At 29.2% G+C, this 22,223-nt stretch carries 17 protein-coding genes; 3 read left to right on the top strand and 14 right to left on the bottom strand.

What is annotated here, in order from left to right:
• Window positions 1-123: 123 nt before the first annotated feature.
• The 3 genes from ACRDBA_RS01365 to ACRDBA_RS01355 all read right to left on the bottom strand — a co-directional run bounded on the left by ACRDBA_RS01365 (window position 124) and on the right by ACRDBA_RS01355 (window position 7,499).
• Window positions 124-1,170, bottom strand: a complete 1,047-nt coding sequence (locus ACRDBA_RS01365; RefSeq protein ID WP_438571154.1) for a DUF4351 domain-containing protein — start codon at window positions 1,168-1,170, stop codon at window positions 124-126.
• 337 nt (window positions 1,171-1,507) lie between these two features.
• A complete protein-coding gene (locus ACRDBA_RS01360; protein WP_438571153.1) occupies window positions 1,508-5,188 on the bottom strand; it encodes a LamG-like jellyroll fold domain-containing protein in 3,681 nt (1,226 codons plus the stop codon).
• Window positions 5,189-5,507: 319 nt separating this feature from the next.
• Window positions 5,508-7,499 (bottom strand): ATP-dependent helicase, encoded by a 1,992-nt coding sequence (locus ACRDBA_RS01355; protein WP_438571152.1) that lies wholly within the window; start codon window positions 7,497-7,499, stop codon window positions 5,508-5,510.
• Window positions 7,500-7,806: 307 nt separating this feature from the next.
• Here ACRDBA_RS01355 and ACRDBA_RS01350 point away from each other — a divergent pair, with 307 nt between their 5' ends.
• Window positions 7,807-9,276: a nicotinate phosphoribosyltransferase gene (locus ACRDBA_RS01350; RefSeq protein ID WP_438571151.1), complete on the top strand. Its 1,470-nt coding sequence runs from the start codon at window positions 7,807-7,809 to the stop codon at window positions 9,274-9,276.
• Between the two features lie 198 nt (window positions 9,277-9,474).
• On the opposite strand, the gene ACRDBA_RS01345 is transcribed toward ACRDBA_RS01350, so the two are convergent.
• Both ACRDBA_RS01345 and ACRDBA_RS01340 read right to left on the bottom strand, forming a co-directional pair.
• Window positions 9,475-9,690 (bottom strand): hypothetical protein, encoded by a 216-nt coding sequence (locus tag ACRDBA_RS01345; RefSeq protein ID WP_438571150.1) that lies wholly within the window; start codon window positions 9,688-9,690, stop codon window positions 9,475-9,477.
• 347 nt (window positions 9,691-10,037) lie between these two features.
• Complete coding sequence (locus ACRDBA_RS01340; protein ID WP_438571149.1) at window positions 10,038-10,373, bottom strand: hypothetical protein; 336 nt, start codon at window positions 10,371-10,373, stop codon at window positions 10,038-10,040.
• 365 nt (window positions 10,374-10,738) lie between these two features.
• On the opposite strand from ACRDBA_RS01340, the gene ACRDBA_RS01335 reads away from it, so the two are divergent.
• Together ACRDBA_RS01335 and ACRDBA_RS01330 are read left to right on the top strand one after the other, a co-directional pair.
• Window positions 10,739-11,146 carry a Fur family transcriptional regulator gene (locus ACRDBA_RS01335; protein ID WP_438571148.1) on the top strand — a complete coding sequence of 136 codons (408 nt, stop codon included), beginning with the start codon at window positions 10,739-10,741 and terminating at the stop codon, window positions 11,144-11,146.
• Window positions 11,147-11,272: 126 nt separating this feature from the next.
• The gene (locus tag ACRDBA_RS01330; protein ID WP_438571147.1) at window positions 11,273-12,205 is read left to right on the top strand and encodes a hypothetical protein; all 933 of its coding nucleotides are present in this window, start codon (window positions 11,273-11,275) and stop codon (window positions 12,203-12,205) included.
• A gap of 155 nt (window positions 12,206-12,360) precedes the next feature.
• Here ACRDBA_RS01330 and ACRDBA_RS01325 read toward each other — a convergent pair whose 3' ends face one another.
• The 9 genes from ACRDBA_RS01325 to tig form a co-directional block, all read right to left on the bottom strand.
• Complete coding sequence (locus tag ACRDBA_RS01325; RefSeq protein WP_438571146.1) at window positions 12,361-12,915, bottom strand: hypothetical protein; 555 nt, start codon at window positions 12,913-12,915, stop codon at window positions 12,361-12,363.
• Between the two features lie 110 nt (window positions 12,916-13,025).
• Window positions 13,026-13,307 (bottom strand): hypothetical protein, encoded by a 282-nt coding sequence (locus ACRDBA_RS01320; RefSeq protein ID WP_438571145.1) that lies wholly within the window; start codon window positions 13,305-13,307, stop codon window positions 13,026-13,028.
• Window positions 13,308-13,341: 34 nt separating this feature from the next.
• Window positions 13,342-13,731, bottom strand: coding sequence for a hypothetical protein (locus ACRDBA_RS01315; protein WP_438571144.1), 390 nt, complete (start codon window positions 13,729-13,731; stop codon window positions 13,342-13,344).
• Between the two features lie 172 nt (window positions 13,732-13,903).
• Window positions 13,904-14,515, bottom strand: coding sequence for a ribosome biogenesis GTP-binding protein YihA/YsxC (gene yihA / locus ACRDBA_RS01310; protein WP_438571155.1), 612 nt, complete (start codon window positions 14,513-14,515; stop codon window positions 13,904-13,906).
• Complete coding sequence (gene lon, locus ACRDBA_RS01305) at window positions 14,505-16,838, bottom strand: endopeptidase La (RefSeq protein WP_438571143.1); 2,334 nt, start codon at window positions 16,836-16,838, stop codon at window positions 14,505-14,507. The genes yihA and lon overlap by 11 nt, the downstream gene beginning before the upstream one ends.
• A 94-nt stretch (window positions 16,839-16,932) precedes the next feature.
• Entirely contained in the window at window positions 16,933-18,600 is a 1,668-nt protein-coding gene (lonB, locus tag ACRDBA_RS01300; protein WP_438571142.1) for an ATP-dependent protease LonB, read from the bottom strand.
• Between the two features lie 161 nt (window positions 18,601-18,761).
• A complete protein-coding gene (gene clpX, locus ACRDBA_RS01295) occupies window positions 18,762-20,057 on the bottom strand; it encodes an ATP-dependent Clp protease ATP-binding subunit ClpX (RefSeq protein WP_438571141.1) in 1,296 nt (431 codons plus the stop codon).
• Window positions 20,058-20,089: 32 nt separating this feature from the next.
• Window positions 20,090-20,689, bottom strand: coding sequence for an ATP-dependent Clp endopeptidase proteolytic subunit ClpP (gene clpP / locus ACRDBA_RS01290; RefSeq protein ID WP_438571140.1), 600 nt, complete (start codon window positions 20,687-20,689; stop codon window positions 20,090-20,092).
• A 151-nt stretch (window positions 20,690-20,840) separates the two neighbouring features.
• Window positions 20,841-22,121, bottom strand: a complete 1,281-nt coding sequence (tig, locus tag ACRDBA_RS01285) for a trigger factor (protein ID WP_438571139.1) — start codon at window positions 22,119-22,121, stop codon at window positions 20,841-20,843.
• Window positions 22,122-22,223 lie beyond the last annotated feature (102 nt).

The raw sequence follows: 22,223 nt of genomic DNA, 5'->3' as shown, positions 1-22,223 counted from the left end.
TATTTTAGATGATGTATTTATACATCATCTAAAATCAGCCTCAGGTTTCCATAGATATGAAAAAGGAGCTATCGCTAGCGGATTTTATAATCCGCTAATGCGACAGCCCCTTTCTTAATCTTTTTAATTACTTATATATTTATTTAAGTCCTCTATAGATTCCATATCAAAAATATCCAGAGCTATATCATCAATTATATCTCCATCTAAAGATAAAAGTTTTTCCCTATAATAACCTGGAACATCCTTAAATTTCTTAAGTAATTGTTTTAAAAGAATATCTACTTTTCCTCGTTCTATTCCCTTTTCAATTCCTTTTTCAATTCCTTTTTCAATTCCCTTTTCAATTCCTTTTTGCTCAACTGCTGGATCATATAATGTCTTTGTCATTGTACTCACCTCTTCTTCTATATTTTCATCTTTTAAATAATTCCTATTTAAATATTCTATTAAATTTTGTATTGCTAATAACATTTTATGAAAATCTTCTCCTAAAATCTCATCTTCTTCAAATAATAAGGCTGATTCTTTAGATAATTTTTCTGCTAATGCTTTTGCAATAGCTGATAGTTCCTTTATTCTATTTACATCACTTTTCCTTTGTGCTTTTTCAAGCTCTTTTCTTAAACTAAATAATTTCAAAGGAATTAATGGATACATCTTCTTTTCTCTAAGATCTTCATCAGTATATTCCCAATATTTCATTACTGAAACTGAATAAGTAACCTCTTGCTCATCTGGAAAAACTATTCTTAGTGATAATTCATCTTCTATACTTTTATTTTCCTCAAAAAATATAACCTTTTGTTTTGGAAAGTATATAGTTTTAACGTCCTGAGATTTCCTACTCATATTTTCTTTTAATCTTTCTTTGCCCTTATTAAATCCATATTCAAACATTCTAATAATCATAGTATTATCATTTTTAGTTTGAAACTCTATATGGTAACTAACTTTATTACTATCTCTATTTAGAATATCAAAAAACATATCTCCTCTTAATATTCCTAAATTTTGCTCTATAAACTCATTATTACTAACAGTTAATTCTACTTCATTAGGATTAAAATCCTCTTCAAATATTCCATTTAATAATTTAACTAAAACCTTATTTGATGTTGAAAATAAAAACTTTAAAACCTCATCTAATTTAACCTTTTCCTTTTCCAAAACATCACCTACTTTCATTAGTTATATTATATCCTAAATCTATATTTTCTTAAACAAAAAAACTATAACTAAATGTTATTGCTTAAATATTTCCCCTGTGCATTTCCCTATCTAAATCATTTTTTCTAATGATTAATATACTCTAAATTTAAAGACACTATTAACATTAACTGCAAATAGTGCCTTTTAAAAGATTCTAATATAAACAGAAATTTTAGCCTAAGGTGGAGTTTTAACACTATCTTAGGCTAATAAGTTGTTATCTAGAGGCATGTCCCTTATTAACTCTCTACTAAATAAAAATTAGGGGCATCACAACTGCTAGCCAAAAATAAATTTACTTTGTAGTTCTTACATTAATTGATACTGGTTTAGATTTTTCTCCATTACTATATTTACTTACTACTTTAAAGCTAGTTATTGTGTTAGCTTTTAACCCATCCACTGTATATTCTGTATTTTCAACTAATCCTATTTCTTTTCCATCTTTATAGATAATATATCCTTCTAAACCTACCTTACTGCTTGGTTCTTCCCATGTTAATGTTACTGACTTATTTGTAACTTCCTTAGCATTTAGGTTTTGTGGTTTTTCTACCTTTATTTCTTCTGGACTTTTTGTAGTAAATACAAATGGATAAACGTCTTTATAGTTTCCTTTGTATTGCTTTTCTCTATTTACTAATAGTACAGTATATTCTTCATTTGGATTTAATCCTGTTATTTTTGCGCTTGTTTCTCCTGATGCTATATCTGCATATTTCTTTCCATTTACTACTATATACGCAGGTTCTAATGATTCATTTTCAGGTAATTCCCAAGTTATTGTTGCTTCTGTTTCCCCTACTTCTAAGGTATATGGTGTGCAAACTGTTTCTAATTCAGCAGCTCCTATTACCTTTTTATAGATTTTTAATTCATCTATTACTGCATCTGATAAACCAAACATCTTATTTCCATCAGCTCCAAGAACTAAACTTAAGCCTTCTACATCTATATCTTGTCCTAATTTATCACTTATATCTCTTCTATTGACTTCTTTACCATCTATATATAAAACCATGTTTCCATCTCTATCAAAGGTTGATGATATTTGATGCCACTTTCCATCTGTTACATTATCAAATCTATCTGTATCTACTCTATTACCGCCTTCTGTATTAAAGTTTAATCCAAGGCCTGGTCTTTCTCCAGTAAAGCTTCCTATTGTAAATCCTTTATTTCCTCCTGTTGACCAGTTTTTATTAGATATAATTGATCCTTCACCTTCTATTTCAGCATCTGATTTATACCAGAATAATATTGAAAAATCATCTTCTCCAAATTTAAGATCTAAATTTTCTCCAAAATCAACATATTGTTCTGCAGTCACTTCCTTACCTGCAATTTCTTTAGGATTAGTTATTTTAATAGCTTTACCACCATTTATTCCTTCAACAAATTCAGGATTTCCAACTAAAGTACCATCATTACCTCTTCCTGAATTGTCATTAGCTGTTTCATCATCAAAGTTTACATCTAATACCTTACCTGGTAGATAATTTTCAGGATTTAAATCTATTGTAAAGTTATGCTCTGGCATCCACTCATCATTTTTATAATCCCTCATACTTAATTGTATTGTATCTTCATTAACTGTTACATGATAACCTAGTTGTCCTCTTCCATCACCATAATCATTATAATAAAAACTTGGTACATCTACCATTGTTCCATAATCAGTTTTAACTACATCTAAAGCTCCTAATCCATTATGAATATGCCCTGTAAACATTACTGTTTGAGGATATTTTCTTAATACTTCTTTTAATGCAAAATCTTGAATTCCTACTTCCCAATCATTACTATTCCAATAAGTATCTCTCATTGCTTGATGTAAGAATATAAAGATTGGCTTTCCTTCTTCTGCACCCTCTGCCATAGTTTTATCTAACCATTCTAATTGTTCTGGTGAAATATACGCTCTATCCTTTATATCCCACTCTGTATTTAATGCAATAAAGTTATATCCATCTATCCATTTATTATGATAAACCTTTCCATTAGTTTCTCCCATATAATCCTTGTTATATTTCATATATCTATTATATACTTCATCCCAACCTGACTTCCATCTAACATCATGGTTTCCAAGTGGATTTAAAAACTCTAAGCCTTGTCCATAGTTATTTAAAATATTAGCATAACCTTTATATTGGTTTTCATTTCCACTATCTGTGTAATCTCCTGCTCCCATAATTCCTAGTGAATCCGGGAAAAATTCCTTTACATCATTTATAGCATCTATAAAGTTAACACTATTTTTAGTTTCTTCATTATCACTAGTTATATGAACATCACTAATAACTTCAAATTCTATTATTCCTTTTTCAGGGCCTGAAAACTCATTAAAAGCTATTTTTAATTCTTTATTAAATCTTTCAATTTCTTCTAAATCTGTTACCCCTTCAGATTCTACCTTTATTCTAGAAAGCTCTAATTTAAACTTTTCTATTTTTTCAGGTGATGCAGTTGACTCTTCTACAAGCTTTTCATATTCTGCAATTTTATTTTGAAGAATATACGGTGCATTTATTTCAGCTATTTCAGATTCTGTAACAACTGATTTATAAATAACTAATTCATCTATATAAGAATCCTTAACTCCATAACGCTTAGTTCCATCTGCTCCTAATATAAGATTAGTTACATCTATACTCTTACCTACTTGATTACTTATATTTTTACTTGTAGTATTTTTACCATCTACATATAAAATCATATTTCCTGTTCTGTTAAATGTAGCTGCAATATGATGCCACTTATTATCTGTAGCTTCTCCTACACGACCTGTATCTGCTCTACTACCACCATTTGCTGTGAAGTTTAATGTAGCTCCATTTCTCATATCTCCAATAGCAAACCCTGGATTTCCACCTGTGTACCAATCTTTATTACTTATTATAGATACTTCTTCTGAATCATTTCCATTAGCCTTATACCAAAACATTATTGAAAAATCATCTTTTCCAAGCTTTAATCCTTCTTCATTTCCAAAGTCAACATATTGATTTGCAGTAACATATTCACCTGCAACTCCCTCTGGATTTTGTAAACGAATTGCCTTACCCGAGATCCCTTCTACAAATTCTGGTGAACCTACTACTACTCCATTATTTTCATTTCCTGAAATATCAGTAGCCCCTTCATCATCAAAGGTAACTTGAAGTACTGGACCCTCCATTGGTTCCTTTTCATATTTTCCTAGTTCTATAATCTCATCCTTTGTAAGAACTGTTTTATAAACTTCTAATTCATCTATATAAGAGTCTAAAACTGAATTTTCAAATTTACCATCTGCTCCTAAAACAAAGTTTAAAACATCTATTGTTCCCTTTCTATCTTTTATACTTACAGTAGAGCTTCCTGATTGATGCCCTGCTCCTCCTGATGCCTCTTTTCCATCAATATAAAGTGTCATCTTATCGTCTCTATCAACTACTGCAACTACATGATGCCAACCTCCATCTGTTGCACTTGAGAATCTATCAGTTTCTGCTCTTCCTGAATTACCTGGAGTATTAAAATTTAAATTTACCCCTTGCTTCATATTTCCAATATTAAAACCTGGATTATTTCCTGTATTCCAATCCTTATTACTTACAATTGAGCCTTCTCTAGATTGCTCTGGAGATGACTTATACCAAAAGGCTATTGAAAAATCCTCTTCTCCAAATTTCAAATCTTCCTTTTCTCCAAAATCTACATATTGCTCTGCCTTTTTAGATGTACCTGCTACCCCTTCAGGATTTACTAAATGAATAGCCTTACCCTTTATTCCTTTAACAAATTCAGGTGAACCAACTACTTTACCATCATTTCCTCTTCCTGTTACATCTACTGCATTTCCCTCATCAAAAGTTACCTTCATAATAGGCTCAGGCATAATAACCTCTGCTGAAGTAATATTATAATATGGAACTGATGTTGCAAGCATACTTGCTGTAATAACACTAGTTAATAACTTTTTAAACCTCATTTTTTTCTCCCCTTTAATGTTTTATAAACCCTTTACATATATTACCATATTATAGTAATGTATATAACATTTCAATATCTTTTTCAAATATTTTACAAAAGCATGACATATGTTAAAATATTTTAACTTCTCCAAATTAAATAATGCCTAATGCTTTTTATTTATTAATTATTACAATTAAAAAGAGTTTTAAAATATGAAGTACAAATAGAACCTTTCTTAATTATTAACTTTTTTATTACATTAAAAATAATGAAAATTATATAAAATAGAAATAGATGTATGATAGTATTTTAAAATCTATCATACATCTATTTTTTTAACTTAATATTATTATTAAGTTACTTTCCATTAATACCTTTAAAGAAAAGCTTCTTATTTCATTTTTATCAAATTCTATTTTTATTACGTCTCCATTTATTTCTCTTATTTTACCTTCTCCATGTGCTCTATGATGAAGAAGGTCACCTGCCTTTAATCCATAGCTTTTTACTTCGCTTTCACCTATAAACTCACCTTCAACTATAAACCTTGATGGATCTTTAAATTTACCTCGTATAGTTTTAGGAGAATAAAGATATAAATTATTTATAGCTCTAGTTATTCCTACATAAAAAAGCCTTCTTTCTTCTTCTATATTATCATCCATAGAAGATTTATGCGGAATAGTTTCTTCATCACAATTTATAATAAATACATTTTTAAATTCCATTCCCTTTACACCGTGAATAGTACTTAAAATAACTCCCTTTTTAGTTTCCTTGCTTTCTTCTATTTGTTCCTTTACATTTTCAACATGAGTTAAAAGTTCAAATATTGTTTTATATCCCTCACAAGCACTTTTAAATTCTTCTAATATATCTTCTAAATCATCTATACTTTGACTATATCTTTCTGAATATTCCTTCAAATAATCTATATATCCTAAATCAGAAATAATATATTGTATAGCAGCTCCTAGAGATATTTTATTTAAATACTGTATTTCCCTTCTTACATCATCTAGCTTTTTAGCTTGATAAGGTGGTGTATCCTTTTTTTCTATTAATAATTCAAAGGGACTTTTATCTTCAAAATTTCCTCTTAAGTAATCAAGGCTTAATCTACTTACATATCTAAAGGGCTTATTTATTATATTTAAAAAGCTTCCTTTATCCTTAATATTTATAGATAATCTTAAATAACTTAATAAATCCTTACATATAAAATGTTCAAAGAAATTATACCCCTTATCTAAAAGCACAAAAGGTATCTTTTTTCTAGTAAATACATCTATCATGCTTCTAGCTTCCATATTAGTTCTATATAAAACAGCATTATCTTCAATACTGCCCATATCCTTTTCTATAATATTAGCTATGTCTTCTCCTTGCATAGTTTCATTATAAGGCATTAAGTATTTAATTATTCCCTTTGTATCCTTAAATGAATGAATTTCTTTATTATTTCTATTTATATTATTTTTAATAACTTTTTTAGATGCTTCAACTATATTTTCATTACTTCTATAATTCATAGAAAGATAAACCTTCTTTCCACCTTTAAAATCTTCATTAAAGGTAACCATATATTCAGGCTTTGACCCTCTAAAGCTGTAAATACATTGATCTTCATCTCCTACAGCAAAAAGTTCATTTCCTTCATTTATAAGCTTTAAAAATCTTATTTGTAGCTCATCACAATCTTGGAATTCATCTACTAAAACATATTTAAAGAAGTTTTTATATTTAAATAATATATCTGGATTATCCTCTAAAAGCTTTATAGCAGTTATAGATAAATCATCAAAATCCCAAAGACTTTCCTTCTTTTTATATCCCTCATAACTTTTATAGCATTCTTCAAAAATTTCCTTATCAATGCTAGGTTTAAATTCACTTAAGGGAATAATTTGTGTTTTAAAGGATGATATATTGTTAATAATTTCCTTTATCTTATCTTCTGTTACATCATCAATATATTTAGACACAACACCCTTTATAATTCTATGAGTTATTCCACCCTCTATAATTTTTATTTCAAAGTTTTCCTTTAATAAAATCTTATAAAAAAGACCATGAAAAGTTCCAAAGAAAGGAGCCATATCCCTATTATACATATTTTTATATCTGTTTCTCATATTATCAGCAGCAGCTCTAGTAAATGTAATAACTATTATATTTCCTATCCTTACACCTAAATCTTCTACTAAATGATTTACTCTATTTATAATAACAGTAGTTTTTCCTGACCCTGGTGCAGCAACTACTAAAACATTTCTATCTTTTATATAAACAGCTTCTTTTTGATATTTATCTAAATTAACCTTCATTTTTCCTCCAACAATTTCTCTTAACTAAATCTATTATATAATATTATTCCCCTTTTAATTGGAAATAACTGTATTGTAATAATTTATATATAGTTGTACAATATATTTATTATACTTTAATTTATCTATTGTCTCTAGGACATAATATTAATAGATAAAATTATATTATAATTAATTATTTTAGAATTCAACTTAAATTTAAATAACAAACAACTTTACTTTTATAATTAAAGTAAAGCAGTATCCAGAAAATTTATATACTGGAGATTTAACTTTATATTATATACCACTTAAAGAGGAGAAAAGAATGGAAAGCTTAATGAGATTCGATGTTACTAATGAAAGAAATCTTACAATGTTAGTAGATTTTTATGAACTAACTATGGCTAATGGCTATTTTAATAAAGGAATTCAAAATAAAACTGCTTATTTTGATATGTATTTTAGAAGAGTTCCAGATGGCGGTGGCTACTGTGTAATGGCTGGAGTTGAGCAATTAATCGAATATTTAACTAACCTAAAATTCACTAAATCAGATATTGAATATTTAAGAAGTAAGGATATCTTTGAAGAAAGCTTCTTAGAATATCTAGAAACCTTTAAATTTGAATGTGATGTTTGGGCTATACCAGAAGGAAACCCTGTTTTTCCTAATGAACCTTTAGTTTGCGTTAAAGGACCTGTAGTTCAAGCTCAATTTATAGAAACAATGATATTACTTACAATAAACCATCAAACATTAATAGCTACAAAGGCTAATAGAATTTGTAGAGCTGCTGATGGAAGAACTGTAATGGAATTTGGATCAAGAAGAGCTCAAGGATATGATGGAGCTATTTATGGAGCTAGAGCATCTATAATAGGTGGATGTGATTCAACAGCTTGTACAATAGCTGATAAGTACTTTAATGTACCTGCTGTAGGAACTATGGCTCATAGCTGGGTTCAATTATTTGATACTGAATATGAAGCATTTAAAACATGGGCAGAGGTTTACCCTGATAACTGCTCACTTCTTATAGATACTTATAATGTATTAAAATCAGGATTACCTAATGCTATAAAGGTATTTGATGAAATCCTTGCTCCACTTGGGCATAGACCAAAAGGAATAAGAATAGATTCAGGAGACATTACTTACTTAACTAAAAAATGTAGAAAAGTTCTTGATGCTGCTGGATACCCTGATTGTAAAATAATAGTTTCTAACTCATTAGATGAGCATATTATTAGAGACGTATTAAGCCAAGGAGCTCAAATAGATTCCTTTGGTGTTGGTGAAAGATTAATTACTGCTAAATCAGAGCCTGTATTTGGTGGAGTTTATAAATTAGTTGCAGTAGAAAATGATAATAAGATAGTTCCAAGAATAAAAATCAGTGAAAATACTGAAAAAATAACTAACCCAGGATTTAAAAAGATTTATAGAATCTTTGATAAAGAAAATCATACTGCTATTGCAGACTTAATTGCTTTAAATCATGAAGAAATAGATGAAAATAAAACTTTAGATTTATTCCACCCTATTGAAACATGGAAAAGAAAAAAAATTAAAAACTATTATGCTAAAGAATTAATGGTTAAAATCTTTGATAAAGGAAACGTAGTTTATCAAAGTCCTTCTGTATTAGAAATAAAAGAGTTTTCTAAAAAAGAATGTGCTAAGCTTTGGCCTGAAGTATTAAGATTTGAAAATCCTCATACATACTATGTAGATTTATCAAATGAATTATGGACATTAAAGCATAAATTACTTCACGAATGTACTAACGAGTAATAAAATATTTTTAGTAAAATAAAATAGTCATAACTAGATATAATCTTATCTAGCTATGACTATTTTTTTATAACATCTTAATTAATTTTTGCTATTACTTGTACTTTAATTAAATTAACCTAACAATTTTAACTATAAAAATAAAACATACCTAATAACTAGCTAAATTTAACTATCTATTAGGTATCTTCTTTAGAATTAATAATTACTCATGCTGTCTACTCTATCAAAGTCATAGTATCTTTCGCTTGCATAAGCAAAATCTTCAACTATTATATCTTTAAATTTTAGCCTACTTTCATTTAAATGCTCTTTAAAAGGACAATCTCCCTTTTTTTCAGCTAAGTTCATTGGGCATTCTCTATAACAACTAATATACTCTTCTTTAGTTGACCAAAATGGACATTTACACATGGATTCTCCCCCCCAACACATGAAAACGAAATCATAGCCTTATTATAATACATCTTACATAAAAAGGAAAGTGTTAATTTCAATATTTTAGTATTTTTTCTAAATTATATTGAATTTTACTTTTTAAATGATTAAAGTTATTTATATTATTATTTTATATGAATTTATATGTTTTTATGGTTAAAATCACATTAAATATTATTTAAATTTATAACCTTCTTATATATAAGAATTACTGTATCATATCCCCTTTGTAATGTCATATTAGCCACTTTTAAATCTTAATTTTTTTATATTTTCACTTACAAAAAAAGGCTAGTATACTTAAATACTAACCTAGTAAAATCCTAGTTTTTTTTTGGTATTGAATTATTTTTTGTAACTGAAATATTTATTATTTCATTTGTAAATGCTTTTAATAAAGCTTTTTCAAGAACCTTTTCTTGGTCAAAGTTTTCTATATCTTTACATTCAGCAAATACCTTATTTAATTCACCATTTAAGTTTCTATATGTTAATGTAACGTAAGGCTTTTCATATTCCACTTCTACTATTTTTAATCCCCAAGAAATTTGAGCATATTCTCCATCTGTAGTTAAATGAGTTAATTCACCTAATTTAGCTTTTTCCTTTGATGGATCCTTTACTTCTATTAGTTCATCTCCAACTTTATATTTTGACATATTCGTTTCCTCCTTAAGATAAATTAAAAATATTTTAACAATCTTCTACATAAATTTACTTTTGTTATGTATTATATGCTAATTTTGTGTTATTATTAATGGGCTTAAATTAAATCCACCCATTAGTTTGTTAATTAATTAACAACCACCTTTATACTAACATAATAATCAGATTATTTCAATAGATTTTATACATATTTATCAAAATAAATTTATTTTTTCAAATTCAATTAATTTTCTGCATATTATATTTTTACTAAATAATAGTAATTATTTAATATTAACGATTACTAGTAAACATTTATTGACTGAATTCATATTATATTATATAATTAGTAGTAACAATATATAAGGAAGGTGTACTAATGGATAATATAACTTCTATCTTTAGAGAAAAGAAATTAAAACTTACTCCTCAAAGATTAGCTGTTTATAAATATTTAATGAGCACAAAGGAACATCCTTCAGCAGAAACTATATATAAAGCACTACAACCAGACTACCCTACTATGAGCTTAGCAACTGTATATAAAGCTCTTAAAACATTAGCAGAGGTAAACTTAATTCAGGAAATTAATGTTGGTGAAGGTAACTTTAGATATGATGGTAATTCTATGGAGCATGCACATATCCAATGCATAAACTGTAGTAAAGTAAATGATCTAGAAGGTTTATCTTTCTCAGATTTAAACAAAACTGCTGAAGATTCTTGTGAATATAAAGTTTTATCAAACAAAGTTTTCTTCTATGGGATTTGTAAACAATGTCAATAACTAAAAAAACACCCTATAAGTTTATTTATAACTTATAGGGTGTTTTTTGTTTACTATTAAAAGGTATTTTACTTATTTTTTGAATTTATATGTTAATTTCATCATATACTTTAACGAGGTGATTATATGGCGAACTTTTTAGTTATAAAGAAAAAAACTATTATTAACTCTTTAATAGCTTTTGTAGTTGTACTTTTATCCTTTTCTTTTTTTATAAGTTTTTCTAAAAACAAAAATTCTGTTATAGCAACATCAAATACATTAGATAGTGATGGTTCTTTAAATCAAGATTTTAATGGTGATGGTAATATTGAAACACTTGAATTAAGCAAGGAAAAAGATGGTTACATATTAAAGCTAAAAGATAAAAGCAAAGAATATTTATTAAAACCGAAAGACGGAGGATCTATTTTAGGAAATGCGCTTCCTAATTGGCCAATAAGTGTAGAAACTATTGATTTATCAAGAAATGGTATTCCAGAAATTATAGTAAGAAGCTCTAAAGACGGTACTTCTATAAACCATATTTTTTCTTGGAGCAAAGATGGCTATACTAATATTTATAGCTCAAATGATAATATACTTGGAATCTTAGATTCTACTAATACAAGAACACCAAAGATATTATCACTTTCATCAAAACAAGGTGATGGTTCTACTTCTGCATTTATTATAAATGGAAATAAACTTAAAGATATTAGCTTTTCAAAACCTACAGTACCAGGATTAGGTAATATCCAATCATTTATTGATACTATTGAAGAAGATTATGAAATAGATGATCCACCAAATATTTTTTCTTCTGAAATAAGTAGTACAGAACTTTCAATACTTTGGAATTTAGATAAAGAAAATACTATGTATTCATTTCAAAATGGTTATTTCACCGATATTTCATGGGATGATTCAGGGAATCCTTCATCATTAAAATGGTATTTATCATTTGAAAAAGTATCTAAGACTGCTCATGATGAACCTAAGTCAGAATTGTTTTTAACATTAACTGTAACTAAAGATGAAGTAAATGAATTTAGAATTTCTTCAATAAAAAAATCCTAATAAAATGTATAAGGCCGCTTTCGCGGCCTAAAAGGGGGATGGGGGGGTTTTAGCTTATGAAGATTACTCTTCATTTGCTATAGGAGAATACTTTCTCCGGTACATTTATATTATTAACCTATGCAGCAACTTTTATACATTTAAATATAAATATGCTACTTAAATGAACCGTCATTATATGCTTCTATTATCCTATCTATGAAATCTATCTTATCTGTATCTACTATTCTTCTAATAGCCATTAAAAACTCTAAATTTTCATCCTCATAGTCTAAATCTTTATTTTTAGACTTTCCTTTACTACTACTAGCACTTTTTTCACTACTATTATTATTTAATTTTGATAAGTCAGCTCCACCCATAATATTTTGAAGTGCACTGAAATCTATACCTCCAGATCCACCAGCGCCAGAAAACATACTTTGTAGAGGCCCCATATCAAAATTACCTAAATTAACTCCTCCGTTATTTTGATTCCCATTGTTCCCCATTATATTTTGTAATGCTCCTAAATTTAAATTGTTTAAATCAAACCCATCAGTATTCATAGATGATAGTAAATTACCTATTTGGCTCATATCCATATTCCCACCCAATAAACTCATTAATTGTGCAGGATTTATTCCAAAAGGATTATTATTTTGGTTATTATTTTTAAAATTATTGCCATTACCATCATCAACTCTATGTTTATGCCTTCTTTTTGACATTAAATATCCTCCTAGTAAATTCCTCTATATTCTATTATATGTATTTACTTAAAATATGTTTATGTTTTTGGGCATTTTTTTGGAGGGCCTTAGGCCCTCCATCCTCTATACTAGTAGCAACAATTGTTTCCACCGAAGAAACTATTAAATGATCCACCACATAGTAAGAATAATAAGATAATTAAATATGATCCGCTATTACATAGCAATCCTGATCCACAAGCTATTAATAAGAATATAATAGGTGCTACTGATCCACTTAATCCATTAAAAACATTTCCACATCCATTATCGCAGCAGCAATTATCTTGGCAGCAGCAATTATCTTTACAACAGCAGTTATCTTTGCATCCACATTTACATTTCTTTTCACAATGACATTTTTTTGACATAATTATCTCTCCTTCCTTTCATCAGGTTTTTTTATTAGCAGCATCCGAATAGATTTCCTACTCCACCGTCACATCCGCCACCGCAGCCTCCACAGCTGTTGCATAAGAATAGGATAACTAGTAAGAATAAATATGATGAGCAGCTTCCACCACCGTTAGATCCGTATCCACCACAGCTATTTCCACATCCGCAGCTATTTCCACATCCACAGCTAGTTCCACATCCTCCACCTAGTCCACCTGCGTAGAATAATATTAATAATATCCATATCCAGCTTCCAAATCCGCATCCTGTATTACATCCGCCGCCTGCTGGTGGGCATTGAGGTACAAATTGTGGTGCGCATTGTGGTCCAAATTGTGATGAACTTGAGTCATTACAACCACATGAGTTTAAGCCATTTAGAATTTCATTCATTTCCATAAAATTACTCCTCCTTGGGATTTATAAGTTTTTTTGTTGTTTATACTATATAGTATGAGCTCACATTAAATTTGACACTGTCTATAAATAGTTTTTTTTAAATTTTTTTTGTTTTTTTTTGAAAAAAAAGAGAACCTATAAAAACTCTTGTTTTTACAGGTTCTCAGAAGTTTTACTCTTCTATAACTTCCTCTGTAGGAACTAAATCTCCAAATAAGTTATCTATTAATTGATCTTTGCCCTTTTTATTTAATGATGAGAAGAAGTATAATTTATCTTCTTTCCCAAGCTCTAATGTATCTCTTATTATTTTTTCACTTTTTCTTAAATCATTATTTGAAAGCTTATCGCTTTTTGTTGCAACAACTATTTCGTCATATCCAAAATGCTTTATCCATTGGTGCATTTGAATATCATCTCCTGTTGGCTTATGTCTTGAGTCAACTAGTAAAATAACTCTCTTTAAAGGTTCTCTTCCTGTTAAGTAAGTTTCAATAGTATTTCCCCATGAAGCTTTTTCCTTTTTAGATACTTTCGCATACCCATAACCAGGTAAATCTACTAAGTAAAACTCATCTCCATTTATCATAAAGAAGTTTATTAATCTTGTTTTACCAGGTGTTTGACTTACTTTAGCTAAGTGTCTTCTATTCGTAAGTGCATTTATTATTGAACTTTTTCCTACATTAGAACGCCCAACAAAAGCTACCTCTGGTAATCCAGTTTCAGGATATTGAGCTCTTCTTACTGCAGATATTATAAATTCTGAATTTTTAATTCTCATCAATGGTATCAACTCCAATTATTGCTTTATTTAATACCTCTTTTACATCGTGGACTGGAATTATTTCTAATTTACTTCTTACTGATGTAGGTATCTTAATTATATCTTTTTCATTTTGTTTAGGAATTATTATTGTATCAATTCCAGCTCTAAAGGCAGCAATTGATTTTTCCTTTAATCCACCAATAGCCATTACTCTTCCAGTTAAAGTTACTTCACCTGTCATAGCTATATTGCTTCTAACCTTATTTTTAGTTAATGCAGAAACAATTGCCGTAGTAATAGTTATACCAGCTGATGGACCATCTTTTTTAATAGCTCCCTCTGGGAAATGGATATGGATATCTTTATTTTTATAGAACTCATCTGTAATTCCAAATTCTTTAGCATTTGCTCTAACATATCCAAAGGCAATTTTAGCTGATTCTTGCATTACATCACCTAATTGGCCTGTTAACTCTAGCTTACCTGTTCCATCCATAACAACTACTTCTACTGGTAATGTATCCCCACCAGCAGCAGTCCATGCCATTCCCTTAACAACACCTACTCTATCTTCATGATCTTTTTTATCATAAGTGTAAATTGGTGCTCCTAAATATTTTTCAATTCTATTATTAGCTATACTTATACTCGTTTTATCTTTCTTTAACATTTCAGTTAAAGACTTTCTTATTAACTTAGCTAAAACTCTTTCTAAGCTTCTAACTCCTGATTCACAAGTATAACTATTTATAGTTTCCTTTATAGCACTATCAGAAATTTTAAATTCTTTATTACTTAAATTATGCTCTTTTAAAAGCTTTGGTATTAAATGATTTTTAGCTATATGGAATTTTTCCTCATAAGTATATCCTGAAACCTCTATTATTTCCATTCTATCTAATAAAGGTCCTGGAATAGTGTCTAATGAGTTTGCAGTTGCAATAAACATAACCTTAGATAAATCTAACTCAAGTTCTAAGTAATGATCTCTAAAAGTATTATTTTGCTCACTATCTAATACTTCAAGTAAAGCATCTGCTGTATTTCCTTTATGGTCTGATCCAAGCTTATCTATTTCATCTAATAATAATAATGGATTATTTGACTTAGCTTCCTTTAATGAGTAAACTATTCTACCTGGAATAGCTCCTACATAAGTCTTTCTATGACCTCTAATTTCAGCTTCATCCTTTAGCCCACCTAAAGACATTCTAACATAATTTCTATTAATTGCATTAGCTATTGATTTAGCTATTGATGTTTTCCCTACCCCTGGTGGTCCAACCAAGCATAGTATAGGCCCTTTTAAGCTATTTGTATGCTTCTTAACAGCTAAATACTCTATAACTCTATCCTTAACATCATGTAGACCATAATGCTCATCCTGAAGGATTTTAGTAGCCTTATTAATATCAAAATTATCTTTAGTTCCCTTACTCCATGGAATATCTAATATCCAATCTAAATAAGTTCTTATTACATTTCCTTCTGAACCTGAACCTGCTGACTTTAATCTTGAAAGCTCAGTTTTAGCTTTCTCTCTAACAGCCTTAGGAAGCTTTGAAACTCTTATTTTTTCTTCATACTTTAGTATTTCAGATTTTTCAGAGTCATCTTCTCCAAGCTCTTCTTGAATAATTTTAATTTGTTCTCTTAGATAATATTCCTTTTGTGACTTATCAACAGTATCCTTCATCTTTTGAGATATTTTCTTTTCTATTTTAATTATCTCAATTTCATTTTCTATTATTTCTAATAACTTTTCTATTCTTTTAGATATATTTAACTCATTAAGAATATCTTGCTTTTTGTTATCTTCAATAATTACATATGAAGCTACAACATCTGTTAACTCATTATAATCCTTTATTCTATCAAATATATTTACGGTTTCAGATTTTACTCCATCGGCAACCTTAATATATTTAGTAAAACTCTTTTTTAACATCTTTACATGAGCTTCGATGTCTAAATCTCCATTTTCTTCAACTACCTCTAATGTTTCTATGTTAGCTATAATATATTTTTCGTTTTCTTCGAAATCTATAAGCTGAGCTCTTTCAACGCCCTCAACTAATACTCTTAAAAGATTATTAGGCAATTTTAAAAGCTGTTTTATCTTACATATAGTTCCTATGCTATGGATATCATCAACTTTAGGCTCTTCTACATTAGGATCCTTTTGTGATGCTAAAAATATATCTGACTTAGATTCCATAGCAGCTTCAATACATGCTATAGATTTTTCTCTTCCAACATCAAAATGAATAACCATATTAGGAAAAATTGTAATTCCTCTTAGAGGAATTAAAGGTAGAGTTCTTTTGCTTTTACTCATTTCATTCCCCTCCATCTTCTACATAAAATAATATGTAACTTTTATAGTATACACATAAATATGTATTTTTTCAATGTTTGGAGATGAATTTATTCTAAATTTCCAAATGTCCTTCTTCCTTAGCTGATAATATTTCAACTCTTTCTTCAATTTCATTTTTATTTATAGCTATATCTATTACTTCTCTTAATGATTTTACAGGTATTACTCTTATTCCATTTATATCATTAAAGCTATCATTCCAATTTTCCTCTGGTATTAAAGCTATTTCCGCACCTGCTTTTTTAGCTGCATTAATTTTAGCTCCAACTCCACCTATAGGCTTTACACTTCCTAATAAGCTTATTTCACCTGTCATGGCAACCTTATTATTTATTTTAACGTTATTAACAGCACTATAGATAGCTGTTGCTATTGTTATACCTGCTGAAGGTCCATCTACTGGAACTCCTCCTGGTATATTTACATGAATATCATACTTCTCACATTCTAAATCGAATATATTATTAAGAACTGTTAATACGTTTTGTATAGATGCATATGCTGTACTTTTTCTTTTTATTTTTCTATTACTATTACTTATTTCTTCTTCTTCAATAATTCCTGTTACCTTTAATTCACCCATTCTATGACTTACAGCCTTTGCAGTTGCTTCTATTTCCATTATTATTCCTATATTTGCGCCATATACAGCTAAGCCATTTACAATACCAACAGCTGGTTTATCCTTTACCTTTTTATCTTGAACTTCTGTATAATGTCCATTTTCAATTACCCATTGAATATCTGCTATAGTTATATCTACTCTATTTTCATTTATAGCTACTCCTGAGCTTAATTGAATTAAATTAACTACATCTCTTCCATTTGTACAGTATCTACTTACCATATCTAAGCCTTTTTCACATATCTTTAATCCAACCTTTAAAGCTGCATTTTCAGCAATTTTTCTTATTTCATCTGCATGAAGTGATCTAAAAAATATTTCAACACATCTTGATCTTATAGCTGGAACTATTTCCTCTGGTCCTCTTGTAGTTGCTCCTATAAGTCTAAAATCTGCAGGTAATCCATTATCAAATATTTCTCTAATATAATCAGGCATATTAGGATTTTCACTACTATAATAAGAGCTATCTAAAAATACCTTTCTATCTTCTAAAACCTTTAAAAGCTTATTCAGCTCTATAGGATGTAATTCTCCTATTTCATCTATAAAGAGCATTCCTCCATGAGCTTTTGTTACAGCACCTGCTTTAGGCTGTGGTATCCCTGCTACCCCTAATGATCCAGCACCTTGATATATTGGATCGTGTACTGAACCTATTAAAGGATCTGCAATTCCTCTTTCATCAAATCTAATAGTTGTAGCATCTATTTCTACAAACTTTGCTTCACAATTAAAAGGTGACTTAGACATTTTCTTTGCTTCTTCTAATACAAGTCTTGCTGCTGCAGTTTTTCCTACTCCTGGTGGTCCATATATAATTACATGTTGAGGATTAGGCCCACATAATGCAGCCTTCAATGCTTTTATACCTTCTTCTTGACCTATTATTTCTTCAAAGGTTGAAGGCCTACTTTTTTCAGTTAATGGCTGTGTTAGTTTTATACACCTCATTTTTGCTAACTTATCCATTTCCTTAGTATTTTCCTTTTCAATTACTACCTTGTTGACATTGTTATTTTTATGATTCATTGATATGTAATAAATTATTACAGCCATCATAACTATCTGCATAATAACTACTGGTGTTGTCATAATATTCCCATTTACTTTTGTAAATGGCTCCCTCCCTTCACTATTTACTTATCAATATTATTAACTTATTCATCTTGTAATATTCTATAAGTATAGAAAAACTTGGCATATTCTTTTCTTGCATACAAAAAAAAGACTACTCATATTGAGTAGTCTTAAAATTAAGCAGTTTCCATGCCCTTTTTCTTTTTAACTTTTTTAGGCTTTAAAGCCTCTCTAACTTCACCTTCTGGAAGTCTTACTATTTCAGGTAAATTCTTTTCTTTAATGCAATTTTCATTTATTACAACCTTTGAAATATTCTCATCTGAAGGTATATCGAACATAACTTCAATCATCATATCTTCAACTATAGATCTAAGTCCTCTAGCTCCAGTTCTTCTTGATATAGCTTCATCTGCTATAGCCTTTAATGCTTCATCAGTAAATTCTAATTCTACATTATCTATTTCAAATAATTTGCTATATTGCTTAACTAAAGCATTTTTAGGCTGACTTAATATATTTACTAAAGCTGAGTTATCTAACGATTCTAATGTTACAACAACAGGTAATCTTCCTATAAATTCTGGAATTAATCCAAACTTTAATAAGTCTCCTGGCATTATATCCTTTAGAAGTCTTCCAACATCCTTAGTTTCCTTAGATTGAATTGTAGCTCCAAATCCAATTGAACTAGTAGTAGTTCTCTTTTCAATTATTCTATCAATTCCATCAAAAGCACCACCACAAATAAATAAAATATTTGAAGTGTTTAATTGAATAAACTCTTGATGCGGATGCTTTCTTCCTCCTTGTGGAGGTACAGAAGCTGTTGTTCCTTCAAGGATTTTTAATAATGCTTGTTGAACACCTTCACCAGATACATCTCTAGTAATTGAAGGATTTTCTGATTTTCTAGCTATCTTATCTATCTCATCTATATATATTATTCCTCTTTCTGCCTTTTCTATATCGTAATCAGCATTTTGGATTAATTTTAATAGAATATTTTCAACATCTTCCCCTACATATCCAGCTTCTGTTAATGTTGTAGCATCTGCTATTGCAAATGGAACATTTAAGAATTTAGCTAATGTTTGAGCTAAAAGCGTTTTACCAGATCCAGTAGGCCCTAATAATAGTATATTACTTTTTTGTAATTCAACTTCATCATCTGATAAGTTAGAATTTATTCTCTTATAATGATTATAAACAGCTACAGATAAAGCTTTTTTAGCTTTTTCTTGCCCTATAACATATTGGTCTAAATAGTTTTTTATCTCATTTGGCTTCGGAAGTGTTGAAGTATCTAATTCAACGCTTTCTTCAAACTCATCTGTTATTATTTCTGAACATAAATCAATACATTCATCACAAATATAAACTCCAGGTCCAGCTATTAATCTTTTAACCTGTTCTTGGTTCTTTCCACAGAAAGAACATTTTAATTGTTTTTTGTCTTCATATTTAGCCATAAATTCACCTCACTTAGGTTAAGATAGAAATATTATTTTTCGCTTGCCTTATCGTTTTTAGTAATTACTTTATCTACTAACCCATAATTCATAGCTTCATCTGCACCCATAAAGTAATCTCTCTCAACATCAACTTTAATTTTTTCTATAGGCTGATTAGTGTTTTCACTTAAAATTTTATTTAAGGAATCCTTTATTTTTAATATTCTCTTTGCATGAATATCAAAATCTGTTGCTTGCCCTTGGAATCCACCTAAAGGTTGATGAATCATGATTTCACTATTTGGTAATGCAAATCTCTTTCCTTTTGCTCCTGATGAAAGTAAGAATGCTCCCATTGAAGCTGCCATACCTATACATATAGTTGATACATCTGGTTTTATATATTGCATTGTATCATAAATAGCCATACCTGCAGTAATTGATCCACCCGGACTATTTATGTATATATATATATCCTTATCTGGGTCTTCACTTTCTAAAAATAATAATTGTGATACAACTAAATTTGCTGTTACATCATTTACTTCCCCACTAAGCATAATGATTCTATCTTTTAATAATCTTGAAAAAATATCGTAAGATCTTTCACCTCTGTTTGTTTGTTCTACAACCATTGGAATTAAACTCATCGTATTCCCTCCTTCTCTATTTTTACCCTCTTTATAAAATATATCCAAAATCTAAAAAACTAATTATATTAAATTATATAGAATTTAATAAATTTTGTTAATAAATTATTGAAATAATTGCCAGAAAAATTTCTGGCAATTATAATGGTTTCTATTTATTGTTTTCTACTAATAACTTTATAGTCTTGTTAGCTCTTACATCTGTTGTTAAAGCTTCTTTTTGGTTGTTCATTAATAATTCGATCATTTTGTCATCACCAGCTGAGTACATTTTAGCAACTTCTTCAGCTCTAACTTTTAACTCTTCTTCAGTAACTTCAACATTTTCTGCTTTTTCTACTGCTTCTAAAACTAAGTCAGTTTTAACTTTTTTAGCAGCATTTTCTCTCATGTATTCTCTCATTTTAGCAGCATCAGTTCCAGTGAATTGGAAGTATTGCTCTAAAGTTAATCCTTGGTATTGAAGTCTTTGCTCAAGGTTTTTAACCATTGAATCTATTTCTTTGTTAACCATAGCTTCTGGAACTTCTACAGTAGCGTTATCAACTACAGCGTTGATTATAGCTTCTTCGTGTTCTCTTTCAGCCTTAGTTACGTTAGCTTCTTCTAACTTCTTAACCATGTCTTCTTTAACTGCTGCTAAAGTATCGAATTCTGAAACTTCCTTAGCAAACTCGTCGTCTAAAGCTGGTAATTCTTTAACTTTAATTTCTTTTACAGTAACTTCGAACTTAGCTTTTTGTCCGTTTAATTCTTCTTTACCGTAGTTTTCTGGGAAAGTAACGTTAACTTCTACTTTATCTCCAACTTTAGCTCCAACTAATTGTTCTTCAAATGTATCTATGAAAGTTCCTGATCCGATTTCTAATGAATAATCTGAACCTTCTCCACCTTGGAATGCTTCTTCATTAACAAATCCTTTGAAATCTATAACAGCTATATTTCCATTTTCAATAGCTCCATCTTCTTTACTTTCAACTCTTGCATTTTTTTCTTGCATTTCTTTTAACTTAGCATCAACTTCTTCGTCAGTTACGCTATAGCTTGGTTTTTCAACTTTTAATCCTTTGTATTCCCCTAATTGAACTTCTGGATATACAGTTACTTCAGCTGTATAAACGAAATCCTTTCCTTCTTCTGCTACTAATATGTCAATTCTTGGGTAATCTACTGGTATTATGTTGTTTTCAGTTAAAACTTCTGGATATGATCCTTCAATAGCGAAGTTTACTGCATCTTCCATTAAAGCTTCTATTCCGTATTGCTTCTTAACGATAGCCATTGGAACCTTTCCTTTTCTGAATCCTGGCACGTTAAAGTGCTTCTTGTTCTTGTTATAAGCTTTAGTTAAAGCTTCTTGGAATTTACTCGCTTCAACCTTTACCTCAAATTTAACAACATTAGTTTCTATTTTTTCCATTTTAGCTTCCATCGTCTTCTTCCTCCTGAAATAGTAAATACTATCATAATTGATATAACTAGGTTATTATAACATATAGTATCAAATATTTTCAAACTATTTATGTTTATATTG

The sequence above is a fragment of the Clostridium sp. genome (assembly GCF_051654825.1).
Lineage (GTDB): Bacteria > Bacillota > Clostridia > Clostridiales > Clostridiaceae > Clostridium.
Note: the sequence above shows the minus strand (reverse complement) of the source record. Positions and strands in the feature narration are given on the sequence as shown.